Origin of the sequence: Actinomyces bouchesdurhonensis, from assembly GCF_900128465.1 — a bacterium.
Classification (GTDB): Bacteria; Actinomycetota; Actinomycetes; order Actinomycetales; family Actinomycetaceae; genus Pauljensenia; species Pauljensenia bouchesdurhonensis.
This window is the reverse complement of sequence record NZ_LT635868.1, coordinates 591,532-606,671: the sequence shown is the minus strand read 5'-3', so window position 1 is coordinate 606,671 and position 15,140 is coordinate 591,532. Positions and strand designations below refer to the sequence as shown.

Genomic DNA, 15,140 nt, shown 5'->3' with positions numbered 1-15,140 from the left:
GGGGGTGCATTGTGCAAGACTGACTGTAACCACACCTCGTTTCACGGGGGTCGTTGTCGCCGGCGCGATGGTGTTCGCGTTGTCCGCCTGCTCCTCGTCGTCCCTGCCGGCCCTGTCGGGGTTTGCGGCAGTGCGTGACCAGGCCGCGCGCACGGAGGCCGCTGCTTCTTCTCGCGCAACTCAGCTCGCTGAAGCCGCAACTGACTGCGCGTCATGCTCGAGTGCTCTGCGTGCACTCGCCTCAGCGTCGGATCAACGCCTTGAGACACTCGGAGGGCTGTGGGACCCATGGGGAGGCGCGACCCCTGATGGAGCGAGCGCCCCCGCGCCCGTGTCCGAGGCTCCCACTGACCTGTCTGCCTTCGTCTCTTGGCTGGCCCGCACGGCCACGCGCGATCTGGAGATTGCCGCAGACCCTGACCGCTCCGACACGGATGAGGCCCGCACGTTGGCGGCCTCCGCGCTCGGACGCTATGCGGGCGCTGTGACCCTGGCCGACGTTTACGGCATCAACCTGGATGCGGGCGATTCGCAGGCAATGCTCGTCAACGATCACGTGAACACGGCGTCTCGAGGGGGCGTTCAAACCTGGTCGATCGATCTCTACGATGAAACCACCATTTCCTCTACCTTCGCTCCATCGGGCAAGGATCTTGCATCCTCGCCGGAGCTGTCCCAGGCCGTGGCCGTGTGGGATTGCACGGCCTCCACGCTCCCGAAGGCACAGGTGAGCGCCGGAACGCTCAACGACGCCTACGATGTGTCGGGCCAGCTACTGACCCGCTCACAGGTCGCCCTGCGGGCTGGCGTCGCCGACACGCGCACGCCTCGCTGCGCGCTTCCCGACCTGGATGCCGCCACCCTGGCTTCTAACCTACTGGCGGCAGATGCAGCTCTGCTGACTTCCGACTCCAGGCAGGTGCGACTGGCAGGCGCCAGCGCCGCCCTAGCGGACATTGAGCAGTGGGCGACTCGCACGACCTTGCCCGCACTCATCGGCACCCGCTGAGGCGCGCCTCGCGCGTCTTCGCACACCACCCGGAGATTACAACAGGGCCGCTCCCCGGCGGGGAGCGGCCCTGAGTTGTGTCGTCTGCCGATGTCAGAGCTGAGCGGCGATGTCGTCGCCGATCTGGGAGGTCGAGCGCACGAGCGGGTTGCCGTCCGCTGCAGCCTGCGCGCGCTTCGTCATGTCGGCGTCGATCGCGTCGCGCACGCGACGGGCTTCGTCCGCGTAGCCCATGAAGTCAAGCATGAGCGCCACGGAAGAGATCGTTGCGGTCGGGTCTGCCTTGCCTTGCCCGGCGATGTCGGGGGCGGAGCCGTGCACGGGTTCAAACATGGAGGGGTACTCCCGCGAGGGGTTGAGGTTGCCCGACGCGCTCAGGCCGATGCCGCCGGTGACGGCCCCGGCCTCGTCGGTGAGGATGTCGCCGAACAGGTTGTCGGTGACGATGACGTCGAAGCGCGCGGGGTCGGTGACCATGTAGATGGTGGCGGCGTCGATGTGGCAGTAGTCGACGACCACGTCCGGGTACTCCTCCCCCACCTCGTCGACGATGCGGCGCCACATGTGGCCGGCGTTGACCAGCACGTTGTGCTTGTGGACCAGGGTGAGGTGTTTCTTGCGCGAGGTTGCGGCTTCGAAGGCGTAGCGCACGACGCGCTCGACGCCGTAGGCGGTGTTGACGCTGACTTCGGTGGCGATCTCGTACGGTGTTCCCACGCGCACGGCGCCGCCGTTTCCGCAGTACAGGCCCTCGGTGCCCTCGCGCACGACAACGAAGTCGATGTCGCCGGGGTTGGCCAGGGGGCTTGGGACGCCCTCGTAGTATTTGGAGGGGCGCAGGTTGACGTAGTGGTCGAGGGCGAAGCGCAGCTTGAGGAGGAGGCCGCGTTCGAGGACGCCGGAGGGCACGGAGGGGTCGCCGACCGCGCCGAGGAGGATGACGTCGTGGGCCTTGATGGCCTCAAGGTCCTCGTCGGTGAGTGTATCGCCGGTGGCGTGCCAGCGCGCTGCTCCCAGGTCGAAGTGGGTCGTGGAGTACTCGATGCCCTTATCCGCCAGGACGCGGTCCAGAACCTTCAGGCCTTCGGGGACGATTTCCTTGCCGATCCCGTCGCCGGGGATTACTGCGATATTCAGTGTCATGGCTCCATCTTCCCCTGCTGGCGTGCGCCGAGTTGGCCTCGTTCCAACCCGTGGTCCCTTTGCGCCGTGACGTGCCCCATAGACGAGGCCTGGGCCGGGCAGGCGTTGATGTTTCCCCGCCCCAGCCTCACGTCTCATGCGGGTCAGGTCGACACCCTCGGAGGGTGCGACGTAGTTCCAGCATCCGACAACGCCGCCTCAGCCGGTCAGCATCGTTGCGGAAGAGGAAAAGATGTGGGAGGCGGTGCCGTTCGTTCACGCATGGCCAGAGGGTGACAGAAAGCCATCGTTGGTGTTTCCCAGTGGAAGAGCGGCATCAATGCGTGGCAACCGAGTCTGATCGTCCCCACCGCTGGATTCATCATTCGCGTTGAGATGCTGGATGGCCACTTATCGGAGACATGTCAACTTACTCGTCAGACTGATCAACCGTCACACCACGCTGGTCACTTTCCTCTCGTCATGCTCTGTTATTCGATACACCCACAGAAACTAACCGCCGGTAAGTCTCCTCCAGGACATCCACACAGGCCCGAATGTCATACAGGTCCCCCACACACCGATAGCGGTGCGCCTCTCGCCGCCGCTCGCCCCCACCTCGCTCAATCCACGCGTCGACGGCGCGGGCAAGTGCGCGCGCATCACCTACCTCGCACACGCTGTCCTCACTGAGAGCGAATTGACTGGTCGCCGTCAGGGGTCCGCGCGCGATGATGGGCACGACGCCGCGGCGGAGCACTTCTAGAGCACTCAACCCCTCCACCTCAATTCGGGCCGCGTGCACATACAGATCAGAGCGCGCCGCCTCGCACGCAAGCTCATCCGCATTCATGAACGCGAAGCGGACGGGATGAGCGATGATACCGTCACGCAGAAGGCGTGACGCCTGGGCGCGCAGGGAACGCTCGGTCGGCCCCCGCCCCGCAAGGGTCAGCTGGATCGAGCGAGCATGGACGCTATGACGCAGGGCACGCACAATAGTCGCTTGGTCTTTCTCACGTGAGAACCTCCCGACCGCGAGGATACGAATGATCAAAGAATCCCCCGCCTCCTGACACGCGCCGCATTCCTCGCCCTGAGGCGGCACTCCATTAGAGAGCAACAGCAGCGGTGGAGAAAGATTCAGCGTCGCCACACGGTCTGCAACGGAGCGCGAGGGACACTGAACGAGCGCGCAGCGATTAAAAATCGCGTGCTTCCAGAGGCCAAGGATCGCGCGATTCAGACACGTGAGGCGATCGAGATACACCGAGGCTGTCAAGTTTTCGGGGTGGATATGATAGGTCACCATGGCAGGAACCCCGCATCTGCGAGCGCAGCGCGCGGTAACTGCCTGCAAGAAAAAAGGTTCTTCAAGATGGACAACGTCTGCCCAATCAAGGGCCCGTTTAATCTGGGCTCGGTCCACACGCGCGAACGCATATCCCTGCGAGGCAATTAATGAAGCGATAATGGGGACACGCAGGGGTGGCAGCGGATAGTCGGGAAAGCCAATGCCACACTCATCGCGACCGCGGGGAGGAGCCGACAAGACACGAACGTGATGCCCGCGCTCACGCAGGAGAGCAATCGTTCGCCGCGCGGAGGCAGCCAGGCCGTTCCCGCGAGTATACAGATCGTTGATAACAAACAGGATCTTCAGTGGCTTACCCATTGCCCCTCCCCGAGCAGACTGATCAGCAGTATAGATCTACCTGACGGTCAGCCACGCGCGCTTCGAGTGAACGAACAGGCGCTGCATCCGAACACGTTCACTGCGCCTGGCAACATCGCCGCGAGAAAAACACCGCCCCCGGGCAATCCCCGCGCTCCCCATGCACGCACAAACCAGCCTCGGCCTCGTCCCACGTGAGGAACGAGGCCGAGGCTCAGCTCTATCCGAAAAGGAGCGTAAGATCAGCGTGCAGCGCTGCCCTCAGTGTAGTCCGCATCCGAATCGGCCCAACCGAAAGCCTTACGCAGCTTCTGGCCGGTCTTCTCGATCGGGTGCGACTCTTCCTCGGCACGCAGCGCCTTGAACTCGAGCGCGCCGTTATCCTGGTCAGCGATGAACTTGCGGGCGAAAGTCCCGTCCTGAATGTCAGAGAGAATATCCTTCATGGCCTGCTTAGAGGCCTCCCCGATGACGCGCGGACCGGAGACGTAGTCGCCGTATTCAGCCGTGTCGGAGCAGGACCAACGCTGCTTGGTGATGCCACCCTCGTTGATCAGGTCGACGATCTGCTTCATCTCGTGGCAGACCTCGAAGTAAGCAATCTCAGGCTGGTAGCCAGCCTCAACCAGCGTCTCGAAGCCAGCCTGGATCAGGTGCGACACGCCACCGCACAGCACAGCCTGCTCACCGAAGAGATCCGTCTCAGTTTCCTCAGTGAAGGTCGTCTTGATAACACCGGCGCGGGTACCACCAATGCCCTTCGCGTACGACAGGGCCAGCTCCCAAGCCTTGCCGGAAGCATCCACCTCGACAGCGACAACGTCCGGGGTACCCTTGCCCTGCACGTAGGTCTCGCGGACCTTATGGCCCGGACCCTTGGGGGCAACCATGATGACATCATGGCCGGCGGGGACATCAATGTAACCGAAACGAACGTTGAAGCCATGCGCGAAGAGCAGCGCGGCACCGTCCTTCAGGTTGGGGGCGATCTGCTCGGCGTAGACGAAACGCTGAACCTGGTCCGGCAGCAGCACGGAAACGACGTCGCCCTCGGCGACAGCCTCGGCCACGTCCTTGACCTCCAGGCCAGCGGCCTCAGCCTTGGCCCACGAAGACGAGCCAGGGCGCAGGCCGACGACCACGTCAACTCCGGAATCCTTCAGGTTGAGCGCGTGCGCGTGTCCCTGCGAGCCGTAGCCAATGACGGCAACCTTCTTGGACTGAATCAGCGACAGGTCTGCACCGTCGTCGTAGATGATCTCTGCCATTATCATTTCTCCTTCAGTTGATCCGTGATCGAGCGTGATCCGCGACCAATGGCCACGGCGCCCGACTGGACGAGTTCGGTGACGCCGTAGGGTTCCAAAGCCCGCAGCAGCGCCTCCAGTTTGGGTAGAGAGCCGACCGATTCAATGACGACCGACTCAGGTTGAACGTCGACGATGTGTGCGCGGAACAGATCCACGATCTGCAGGACGGAGGTACGACGGGTTTCGTCCGCCTGGACCTTCATGAGCAGCAGGCGTCGTTCGACGGAGTCTTCAGGTTCAAGCTCGACAACTTTCAGGACGTTGATGAGCTTATTGAGCTGCTTCACCACCTGTTCGATGGGCGCAGAGTCGGCGTCCACGATGATGGTCATGCGGGAGATCTCAGGGTGTTCGGTCTCCCCCACCGCCAGCGACTTGATGTTAAAGGCTCGGCGGGCGAACAGCGCGGCCACGCGGGTGAGCACACCGGGCTTATTTTCGACCAACACGGCCAGAGTGTGACGGTTTGTCATCAGTCTTCCACCTCCCAGTCGGGCGCCATGCCCTTGGCGTATCGAATCTCATCGTTAGACACACCCGCGGCGACCATCGGCCAGACCATGGCGTCCTTGGACACGCGGAAGTCGATGAGAACGGGACGGTCGTTAATCGACATGGCCCACTCGATGGCCTCGTCAACCTCGTCGATGGAGCGCACCGTGCGCGCGGCCATCCCATAGGCCTGAGCCAGCATCTCGAAGTTGGGGATCTGCTCTCCCTCAACGGGGTTAAGCGTCGTGTTCGAGTAGCGCTTGCCGAAGAACAGCGACTGCCACTGACGCACCATGCCCAGCACTGAGTTGTTGATGAGGGCAACCTTAATCGGGATGTTGTTGATCGTGCAGGTAGCCAGCTCCTGGTTGGTCATCTGGAAAGAGCCATCACCGTCGATCGCCCACACGACCTTGTCGGGGGCACCGACCTGGGCACCCATAGCTGCGGGGATGCAGTAACCCATCGTGCCCGAACCACACGACGAGATGAAGCTACGCGGGTTGTCCAGTGTGATGAACTGAGACGCCCACATCTGGTGCTGACCCACACCCGTCACGTAGATGGCGTCGGGGCCAACACGGTCAGACAGCTTCTTCAAGACTGCCTGGGGTGCCATCATGCCGTCTTCGGGAGTTGTCCAACCGATCGGATACTTAGTGCGTAGGCGGTCCAAGTAGCGCCACCAGCCGGAGATGTCCTCAGCGCCGTCGACCGAGGCCTGGACGATTTCCGCGGTGAGGATCGGCAGGGCGGTCGCAAGGTCAGCGACGATGGGGATGTCCGCGTGACGGTTCTTAGAGATCTCTGCGGCATCAATGTCGATGTGGACCACGGTCGCGCGGGGCGCAAACGAATCGAGACGACCGGTGACACGATCGTCGAAACGGGCACCGAGGGCAACGATCAGATCCGCACGCTGCAGGGCCCCCACAGCGGCAACCGTCCCATGCATGCCCGGCATGCCGAGGTTGTGACGATCAGAGTCGGGGAACGCTCCGCGAGCGGTCAGGGTCGTCACGACGGGCGCATTAGTGGCCTCAACGAGGGCAGCGAGTGCCTCAGTCGCGCCGCCTCGGATGACACCACCGCCGACGTACAGCACGGGCGCCTGCGCTTCCACGATCGCTCGAGCTGCAGCACGAACCTGCTTCATGTTCGGGCGATCAGCGACCTTGTAACCAGGCAGGTCAAGGGCGGGGGGCCAAGAGAAGTCCATCTGCGAGATCTGAGCGGACTTGGTGATGTCCACGAGCACGGGACCGGGACGTCCCGTAGCAGCTAGGTGGAAAGCTTCGGCGAGACGGGCGGGAATGTCCTGCGGGTTCGTCACCAGGAAAGAATGCTTCGTGATGGGCATCGAGGCACCCACAACGTCCGCTTCCTGGAAGGCATCGGTACCGATCAAGGAGGCACCAACCTGGCCCGAGATAACGACGATCGGCACTGAGTCCATAGCAGCATCGCCCAGGGCAGTCAGAACGTTCGTCGCGCCCGGCCCCGAGGTGACCAGCGCGCAGCCAACTTTTCCGCTTGCGATCGCGTAACCCTCGGCAGCGTGCCCGGCACCCTGCTCGTGTCGAACCAGAATGTGACGAATCGCCGTCGACGCCATCAGCGGGTCGTAGGTCGGCAAAATAGCGCCGCCGGGCATACCGAACACGTCGGTCACTCCCAGGGCCTCGAGGCTTGCCACGATAGCCTCAGCTCCAGTCATTCGGGTGGTGATACTCGTGTCGCTCACCAGTCGTCCTCTCAATCGTTGGGACCGTCTCAAAGAAAAAACCCCGTCAAAACCGTGCAGCAGCGCGGGTGCGGGGAATAGGCGTGCGATCCATCCTCACGTTACGCGGCAGGCATCGCACGCCCAGGTACGATGACCAGGGCAAAGATTCCAATCCCACGAACGTTGAGCATGTCAATACGGTATCTCGCCCGCGCGAGACGCTCCCAACTATCTCACTGTGCGGACCTGTGTGTCACCAACGTCATCTAGGACGATGGACTGAGATACAGAGCACCCATAACTGGTTTAATTGACACGTAGCGCACACCTTCAATTCACGACACGGAGTTCTCATCGTGGAAACGATCTTTGGGGTATTACACGACCAGCCGGTGCTGTTCCTGTTCCTCCTCATCGGCATTGGCATGGCCTTCGGCAAGGTCACAGTCAGAGGCATCGGCCTGGGGGCCGCTGCCGTTCTCTTTTTCGCCATCGTCATGGCCGCGTGGGCTCAATCCTACGACATTGAACTACGCGTCACGCCGCAGCTGGGGACGCTCGGTCTGACACTCTTCACCTTCGCGATCGGAATGAACTCCGGCGCATCATTCTTTCACAACCTCAAGACAGCCATCGGCCCGATTCTGACGATGGTCGCCTTCTACGGCATTGCGGCGGCCCTAGGCTTGTACGTCGGCAAGGCCATGGGCATGGATGTCCCCCTCATCGCCGGAACCTTCGCGGGTGCCGCCACGAATACCCCCGCGCTCGCTGCGGCGGGCGAGGCTAGTGGTGACCCCGCGCGGGCAACCGTCGGGTATTCGATTGCCTACCTTTTCGGTGTCATCGGAATGCTCGCCGCATCAATGGCGGCCCTGCACTATGGCCGCAACGACAAGGACGCGCCCTCTCCCCTGTCGAACCGCACCATCCGTGTGGAACGCGACGATCATCCGTTCGTCGGCGACATCTACGAAAAACTCGGAGAAAAGGTCTCCTTCTCGCGCCTGCGTCGCGGCGAGACCGGCCCGATTACTCGCCCACAGATGTCCGACACGCTTGACCAGGGTGATCTCGTGACAGTCGTCGGACCACGAGAACTGGTCGCTCGCGCGGCAACCGAGCTAGGCCACGCCTCTTCGCACTCGCTCATGCAGGACCGCACCTACCTGGACTTCCGTCGCATGACAATCTCCAACCCGAAGGTTTCCGGTCGCACGGTCGCATCTCTGGGCCTGGCCAAGCAATTCTCTGCGTCAATCTCCCGCGTGCGCCGCGGCGACGTCGACATGGTGGCCGAACCCGGCCTCGTCCTCCAGCAGGGCGACCGCGTCCGCATCGTTGCCCCCACCTCTAAAATGGCGGAAATCACAAAATTTTTCGGCGACTCCTCGCACGGCCTCACGGACCTCAACCCGATCTCGCTGGGCCTTGGAATGGCCCTCGGTATTGCGATCGGTGAATTGCCCATCCTGACCCCGTCAGGCGAGTATTTCTCGATCGGTTCAGCAGCGGGTACGCTCATCGTTGGCCTGATCTTCGGGCGTATCGGACGTATCGGTCCGATCGCCACAGCTCTTCCCTTCACCACCTGCCAGGTGATGGCCGAACTCGGGCTACTTATCTTCCTCGCCCAGGCCGGCGCGAAAGCGGGCGGCCAGATCCTTGAGGCTTTCACATCGGGCGCCTGGATCAATATCTTCATTCTGGGCGCTATCATTACATCGACGATGGCCATTGGCCTCTACGTAACCATGCGGTGGGTGTTTAGAATGGGTGGAACGAAGCTCGCCGGCCTTCTCGGCGGCGCTCAAACACAGCCCGCCGTCCTCGCCTTCGCGAACGGGCGCACCAACGCCGACCCGCGTGTGGCGCTCGGCTACGCACTCGTCTATCCGGTGGCCATGGTCGGAAAGATCGTCGTCGCGCAAGTGCTCGGCGGCATGTAATACAACGTTGGCAGCGGGGTACCTCCACACCACCCATACACCTCGCAGCCCTGCCAGCGGGCGGGGACACCCCCATCCTCCCCCGCCCGCGCGAATGGGGCCAGCCTGCCCGGGCTGGCCCCATTCGTTTTCCACGAGCACATGCGAGGGTGGTTCGCGTCGACTGCCCCCTGAAGGATCAGAGCTATAGGACACGTCGGGGGCGCTGGTGTCAGTCCTGTTCGCCCACTTTGACGTGGCCATCGTGCCGTCATGTGCCTACCGCAGCGCGTTTCCTTGTGGAGGCGTCCTGCCCAGCCGTGCCACGCAGGGGTTGTTGGATAATACGTGTTGGTCGGGGGTTCGTCTCAGGCCTCGTCGAAGGAGGCGTCGGTGACGCTGGCGCCCGGGCCACCGATGGGGTCGGTCGTGGCGTGTGTTTCCGTCGTCCGTTAGGGTGCTTGCGCGGGCGCGCCGCCGATGGGGGTCGGCCCCCATCAGGAGGGTTCCATCTGATCGGGAAGGTTCCACCTGATCGGTAACAAGCAATGTGGTGGAATCGGTGCCTCTCGCCCGCGTCAGCATGGTCTGTGTGTCGCCTGTCACTTGCCGTCTGGCACGATCGACGCGAGGTCGAACGCGACAAGCGGCGGCATCAATGGTGAGGCAGACCAACAAGCGCCTAACTGACACAACGGCCCACAACGCCCGACGACGACGCCTCACCAGCCACGAACACACCACACTGCTTCGCCGCGGAACTAATGCGGCTGACCTGGCCGATAGCTCACCAGCGAGCGACGCCACCGGGGAGCAGCGCCACCGCCGCGCCCCGGAAGCTGGGTGCCCATACCAAGCCAAGCATTCACCCGCCCACCGGGCATGCGGGGCATTCACGCCCCCACAATGAAACACCCACCTTCAACACCAACTATCCCGCACCAATACGCCGAAAAATCACCACAAAACCAACACGTTTTATCCGTCCAACACGTTTTGTTCTATAACCCCAATGCCGCACGCCTCGTTGCACGGATAATGAACTGCGGGCGGGGACCCCTTGGCCCCCGCCCGCGCCTCAAAGCCGTGCGTCCCGCCGCTGCGGGTGCGATGCAATCAGTCGTTCATGAAGTGGCGCTCGTCCAGGATCTGTGCGCCGCCGCCCACCAGCGAGGGCAGGTGCTCGTTCGCGTGGTGGCCGCAAAAGTACAGCTGGCCACCCGAAGGCATGGTCGCACGAACCCAGGCGCGAGCGCCGCAGGCGTCGCAACGATTCGCCGCGCTCAGCTGCGGCTCGTCCAGTACGGGGCGTTCAAGAGTCTGTGCGTTCATGAATCCATCACACACCATCGCACCGCCCCCGCGCACCCCTGTTCACCCGGGGCGCAATCAACGCCGCTCCGCCACAAGTGCGAGCCGACGCCGACAGAGCCGCGCGATGGCGGCGTGAGCACCCCTGCCAGCAGGCCCCCGCCGACCCCAGAAACCGCACCCACCAGCGCGATCTGGCCCCGGCCTCGTCAATCGTGGAAAGCATCCCAGAACCCGCGCCACGCGTCCCGGTGGCCGCAAACGAGCATGGGGACACATATGATGCACAACGTGACTCCTACCGACGCATCCGACTACAACGCGCGACACCTCTCCGTCCTCGAGGGGCTCGAGGCCGTGCGCAAACGCCCCGGCATGTACATCGGCTCCACCGACCACCGCGGTCTCATGCACTGCCTCTGGGAGATCATCGACAACGCCGTCGACGAGGCCCTGGAAGGCCACTGCGACACCATCGACGTGCGCCTGCACCCCGACTACTCCGCCTCCGTCGCCGACAACGGACGCGGCATCCCCGTCGACATCGTCCCCGGCCAGGGCCTGACCGGCGTCGAGGTCGTCTACACGAAGCTCCACGCGGGCGGCAAATTCGGAGGCGGCTCCTACGCGGCCTCCGGCGGCCTGCACGGCGTCGGCGCCTCCGTCGTCAACGCCCTCTCCGCCCGCCTCGACGTGCAGGTCGACCGCGGCGGCAAGACCCACGAAATGTGCTTCCGCAGGGGCGAACCCGGGCAGTTCGACGACTCGAAACAGCGCACCCCCAACTCGCCCTTCACGCCCTTCACGGACGGCTCCATCCTCAAAACCGTCGGCAAGGTCAAGAAGTCGCAGACCGGCACCCGCGTGCGCTTCTGGGCGGACTTCCAGATCTTCCCGTCGACCGAGGGCTTCTCGTGGGAGAACCTGCTGGCGCGCGCCCGCCAGACCGCCTTCCTCGTGCCCGGCCTGACCATCAACTGCTACGACGAGCGCGGCGAGGAGGAACTCCACGAGAGCTTCCGCTTCGACGGCGGCGTCGTCGACTTCGCGAATTGGCTCGCCTCCGACGGCCCCGTCACCGAGACGTGGCACATCACCGGTGAGGGCACCTACAACGAGACCGTGCAGGCCCTCGATTCCGAGACCGGGCACCTGCGCGCCACCGACGTCGAGCGCACCTGCGAGGTCGACATCGCGCTGCGCTGGGGCATCGGCTACGACACGACCGTCCGCTCCTTCGTCAACATCATCGCCACCCCCAAGGGCGGCACCCACGTGACCGGCTTCGAGCAGGCAGTCCTGAAGACCCTGCGCGCCGCGATCGACAAGAACGCGCGCAAGCTTAAGGTTGTCGCCAAGGACGGGCGCCCCGAGAAGGACGACGTGCAGGCCGGCATGACCGCCGTCATCACCGTGCGCTTCCCCGAGCCGCAGTTCGAGGGACAGACCAAGGAAACCCTGGGCACCCCCCAGATCCGCTCTGTCGTCAACCGCGTCGTCACTGACTGGCTCAAGGCGAAGTTTGCGTCCTCCAAGCGCGATGACAAGCAGCAGACCTCGCTGCTCATGGAGAAGGTCGTCGGCGAGATGAAGGCTCGTGTCTCGGCGCGCATCCACAAGGAAATCTCGCGCAAGAAGAACGCGCTGGAGACCTCCTCGCTGCCTGCCAAGCTCGCGGACTGCCGACTCGAGGACGTCGAGGAGACCGAGCTCTTCATTGTCGAGGGCGACTCTGCCCTGGGCACGGCTAAGGCTGCGCGCAACTCCCAGTACCAGGCTCTCTTCCCGATTCGAGGGAAAATCCTTAACGTGCAGAAGGCCTCGACCGCGGACATGCTCGCCAACGCCGAGTGTGCGAACATCATCCAGGTGATCGGCGCGGGCTCGGGCCGCACCTTCGACCTGTCCCAGGCTCGATACGGCAAAGTCATCCTCATGACCGACGCCGACGTGGACGGCGCGCACATCCGCACCTTGCTGCTCACGCTGTTCTTCCGCTACATGCGCCCCATGGTCGAGGCCGGCCGCATCTACGCGGCCGTGCCGCCCCTGCACCGCATCGAGGTCGCGGGCAAGGGGCGCAAGAAGCGCGAATATATCTACACCTACTCCGAGGATGAGCTGCACCGTAAGCTCGCCGCACTGCGCCGCTCGGGTCGCACCTGGAAGGAACCCATCCAGCGCTACAAGGGCCTGGGCGAGATGGACGCCGACCAGCTGGCTGAGACCACGATGGACCGGGCGCACCGCTCGCTTCGTCGCATCACGTTGGCTGATGAGGAGGCTTTGCGCCAGGCTGAGGATGTGTTCGAGCTGCTTATGGGTTCGACTGTGGGGCCACGTAAAGAGTTCATTGTCAATGAGTCCGCAGGCTTAGATCGTATGCGAATTGATGCGTAATGTCTGGTGAACAGGGTCTGCGCGCTGCACAGTTGTTCAAAATGGAAGGGCAACTGTCCAACGTCAGTGTGACTAAAGGCCCTATGAGCCGCTAGGATGTAGCTCATGACAGGACTTGCGCAGCGACTTACGCCGCCCGGGTCCGTCCCGTACCCGGGGAACCACCTCGGGTTGCGCTGGCGGCCCTTGATCGGTCGTGACGCGCCCGCCGTGTACGCGCTGATCTCCCTCATCGAAGACGAGGACCAGGCGATTAGGCGCACCTCCGTGGATGACATTGCGGACATGATGGAAGGTGAGAACGGTCGCGATTGGGTGGATACGATCGTTGGCTTGGATACGAAAGGTAATTTTTGCGCGGTCGCTTCGGTGCGCGTGCTGCGAGGCATCCACGAGGCTGCGACCGCCATCGTGAGCGCATACATTCATCCCCATTGGCGAGGCAGAGGCGTGGGCCGCGCCCTGCTGTACTGGCAGGACGCCAGGGCGCGCCAGATGCTGGTTGAGACTTTCGGTGCCGAGTCTGATGTTCCGGTGTCTATTTCAAACCTGGTGGACGCACACATGACGGATCGGCGTCGGCTTTACATTGCGGCTGGCTTCTTCGCCAAGCGAACTTACCAGGTCATGTATCGCGATCTGGCTGGCGGTGAGGTCGCTCCGCAGGCACGCCACGGCTACAACGTTCTGCCCTGGTGTCAGGTTCCGCAGGACCAGATTCGTGCGATTCATATGGAGGCCTTCCAGCAGGCGTTCCGTTCCCCGCTGCGTGCCCTGTGGTGGGATGATGCGATGAATCACTTCGATCCGCGCTGGTCGTTTGTGGCCGTCGATCGTGAGGACGGTGTGGTCGGCTATGCGATGACGGGTCGGCCGGCGCAGCGGTGGGTCGCAACGGGTCGCCCGGAGGCATACATTTACCTCCTGGGTGTCGCTGAGGCTCATCGTGGTCGTTCGATTGCGAGTGCACTCGTGGGGCATGCGGTTGCGTCCGCGTCCGCGTCGGGTGCTTCACGTATTGGGCTGGATGTGGATATGTCGAGTCCGGACCGGGCACATAGTATCTATGAGCATCTCGGTTTCGTCGATGAAACCGCTGAGGTTTATTACACGATCGATCAGTAGTTCACTAGGAGGCGAGCATGAGCATTCCTCTCGCGCAGAGAGCCGGTGCCCCCGAATTCGTCCCCTTTCCGGGCGAGCATCATGGCATCGAGTGGGAGCCTTTGACCGCCGACCATCACGTCGGTCTGGCGGCTCTTTTCGCGCGCATGGAGGCTCGCGATAATCCGCCGTACCGCACCAGCTCGGATGAGGTGGAGGAGATGTTGTCGTCGGCTTCGAATTGGCGTGGCCTGGTCGGGATCGCGCGTAGGGGTATCGCAGCGGGTCGCCTAGTGGCGTTCGCTCAGGTGATTTTGCGTTTTCCGGGGCGTGTGGAGTGTGTGTGTATTGGGGGTGTGGATCCTGATTTCCGGCGTATCGGCCTGGGTAGTGCGATCGTGGATTGGCAGGAGGGCACTGCCCGTCAGATGTTGGCGAGTGTGGAGGGCGATGGTCCTGCCCAAATCACGTGTCACGTTGAGGCGGGGCAGGATGATCTTGAGGCGCAGCTGAAGGTGCATGGTTTCCGATGGGCGCGCACCTACTACGAGCTGCGTGCGTCTCTGGACGATCTGGTGCCCGTGCCGGATTTGGGGTTGTATATGAGTGTCGAGGCCTGGGGGCCTCAGTGGGAAGAACCGGCTTTGCGTGCTGCGAATCGCCTGAACGAGTCCGAGTGGGGGCGTCCTCCGCTGACGCAGGAGCAGTGGATGCAGGGACGTACGGCGTTCGCGCCTGAGTGGTCGTTCCTGGCAGTAGATCGAACGGGTGATCGTCCGCGCGTCGCGGGTTTCCTCCTGGCGTCGCGCTACGAGCAGGATTGGGTGGCGCTTGGCTGGCGCGAGGGGTATATCGATCAGCTGGGTGTGCTGTCGGCTTGGCGTGAGAGTCGCGTCGCGGACGCGTTGATCCTGGCGTCGATGTGGGCGCAGAGGCGCGATGGGATGGATCGGGCGGGTACCGGTGTCGGGTCTGCGAACCACACGGGTGTGTTGGCTGTCTATGATTCCTTGGGGTTCCGCACGGTCGGTCAGACCAGGCTTTATGCAATCGAAGTGTGACA

Annotated in this window: 11 protein-coding genes; 5 read left to right on the top strand and 6 right to left on the bottom strand. The window is 63.2% G+C overall.

All coding sequences use genetic code 11. The features are described from left to right. Positions 1-4: 4 nt before the first annotated feature. Entirely contained in the window at positions 5-1,009 is a 1,005-nt protein-coding gene (locus BQ7477_RS07630) for a hypothetical protein (RefSeq protein ID WP_129582522.1), read from the top strand. 93 nt (positions 1,010-1,102) lie between these two features. Here the strand turns inward: BQ7477_RS07630 and BQ7477_RS07625 are convergent, their stop codons facing one another. The 5 genes from BQ7477_RS07625 to BQ7477_RS07605 all read right to left on the bottom strand — a co-directional run bounded on the left by BQ7477_RS07625 (position 1,103) and on the right by BQ7477_RS07605 (position 7,355). Continuing rightward, positions 1,103-2,152 carry a 3-isopropylmalate dehydrogenase gene (locus tag BQ7477_RS07625; RefSeq protein WP_073983428.1) on the bottom strand — a complete coding sequence of 350 codons (1,050 nt, stop codon included), beginning with the start codon at positions 2,150-2,152 and terminating at the stop codon, positions 1,103-1,105. 460 nt (positions 2,153-2,612) lie between these two features. Next, positions 2,613-3,806 carry a glycosyltransferase gene (locus BQ7477_RS07620; protein ID WP_073983427.1) on the bottom strand — a complete coding sequence of 398 codons (1,194 nt, stop codon included), beginning with the start codon at positions 3,804-3,806 and terminating at the stop codon, positions 2,613-2,615. A gap of 242 nt (positions 3,807-4,048) precedes the next feature. Then, positions 4,049-5,074, bottom strand: coding sequence for a ketol-acid reductoisomerase (gene ilvC / locus BQ7477_RS07615; RefSeq protein ID WP_073983426.1), 1,026 nt, complete (start codon positions 5,072-5,074; stop codon positions 4,049-4,051). A 2-nt stretch (positions 5,075-5,076) separates the two neighbouring features. Continuing rightward, entirely contained in the window at positions 5,077-5,589 is a 513-nt protein-coding gene (gene ilvN, locus BQ7477_RS07610; RefSeq protein ID WP_073983425.1) for an acetolactate synthase small subunit, read from the bottom strand. Beyond that, positions 5,589-7,355, bottom strand: a complete 1,767-nt coding sequence (locus BQ7477_RS07605; protein WP_073983569.1) for an acetolactate synthase large subunit — start codon at positions 7,353-7,355, stop codon at positions 5,589-5,591. Before BQ7477_RS07605 ends, ilvN begins: the two co-directional genes overlap by 1 nt. 335 nt (positions 7,356-7,690) lie before the next feature. Here BQ7477_RS07605 and BQ7477_RS07595 point away from each other — a divergent pair, with 335 nt between their 5' ends. Next, positions 7,691-9,283: an aspartate:alanine exchanger family transporter gene (locus tag BQ7477_RS07595; RefSeq protein WP_073983424.1), complete on the top strand. Its 1,593-nt coding sequence runs from the start codon at positions 7,691-7,693 to the stop codon at positions 9,281-9,283. A 1,095-nt stretch (positions 9,284-10,378) separates the two neighbouring features. Here the strand turns inward: BQ7477_RS07595 and BQ7477_RS07590 are convergent. Beyond that, positions 10,379-10,594: a DUF7455 domain-containing protein gene (locus BQ7477_RS07590; RefSeq protein ID WP_003796397.1), complete on the bottom strand. Its 216-nt coding sequence runs from the start codon at positions 10,592-10,594 to the stop codon at positions 10,379-10,381. Between the two features lie 258 nt (positions 10,595-10,852). On the opposite strand from BQ7477_RS07590, the gene BQ7477_RS07585 reads away from it, so the two are divergent. From BQ7477_RS07585 to BQ7477_RS07575, 3 genes are all read left to right on the top strand, one after another. Further along, entirely contained in the window at positions 10,853-12,973 is a 2,121-nt protein-coding gene (locus BQ7477_RS07585) for a DNA gyrase/topoisomerase IV subunit B (protein WP_073983423.1), read from the top strand. Between the two features lie 186 nt (positions 12,974-13,159). Continuing rightward, positions 13,160-14,098, top strand: a complete 939-nt coding sequence (locus BQ7477_RS07580) for a GNAT family N-acetyltransferase (RefSeq protein WP_084795716.1) — start codon at positions 13,160-13,162, stop codon at positions 14,096-14,098. Between the two features lie 17 nt (positions 14,099-14,115). Beyond that, positions 14,116-15,138 (top strand): GNAT family N-acetyltransferase, encoded by a 1,023-nt coding sequence (locus BQ7477_RS07575; RefSeq protein ID WP_073983421.1) that lies wholly within the window; start codon positions 14,116-14,118, stop codon positions 15,136-15,138. Positions 15,139-15,140: the final 2 nt, after the last annotated feature.

Bases quoted from the DNA above. Each gene is read 5' to 3' on its own strand.
- BQ7477_RS07625 (WP_073983428.1), bottom strand. From the start codon at position 2,152: ATGACACTGAATATCGCAGTAATCCCCGGCGACGGGATCGGCAAGGAA.
- BQ7477_RS07620 (WP_073983427.1), bottom strand. From the start codon at position 3,806: ATGGGTAAGCCACTGAAGATCCTGTTTGTTATCAACGATCTGTATACT.
- ilvC (WP_073983426.1), bottom strand. From the start codon at position 5,074: ATGGCAGAGATCATCTACGACGACGGTGCAGACCTGTCGCTGATTCAG.
- ilvN (WP_073983425.1), bottom strand. From the start codon at position 5,589: ATGACAAACCGTCACACTCTGGCCGTGTTGGTCGAAAATAAGCCCGGT.
- BQ7477_RS07590 (WP_003796397.1), bottom strand. From the start codon at position 10,594: ATGAACGCACAGACTCTTGAACGCCCCGTACTGGACGAGCCGCAGCTG.
- BQ7477_RS07585 (WP_073983423.1), top strand. From the start codon at position 10,853: ATGATGCACAACGTGACTCCTACCGACGCATCCGACTACAACGCGCGA.
- BQ7477_RS07575 (WP_073983421.1), top strand. From the start codon at position 14,116: ATGAGCATTCCTCTCGCGCAGAGAGCCGGTGCCCCCGAATTCGTCCCC.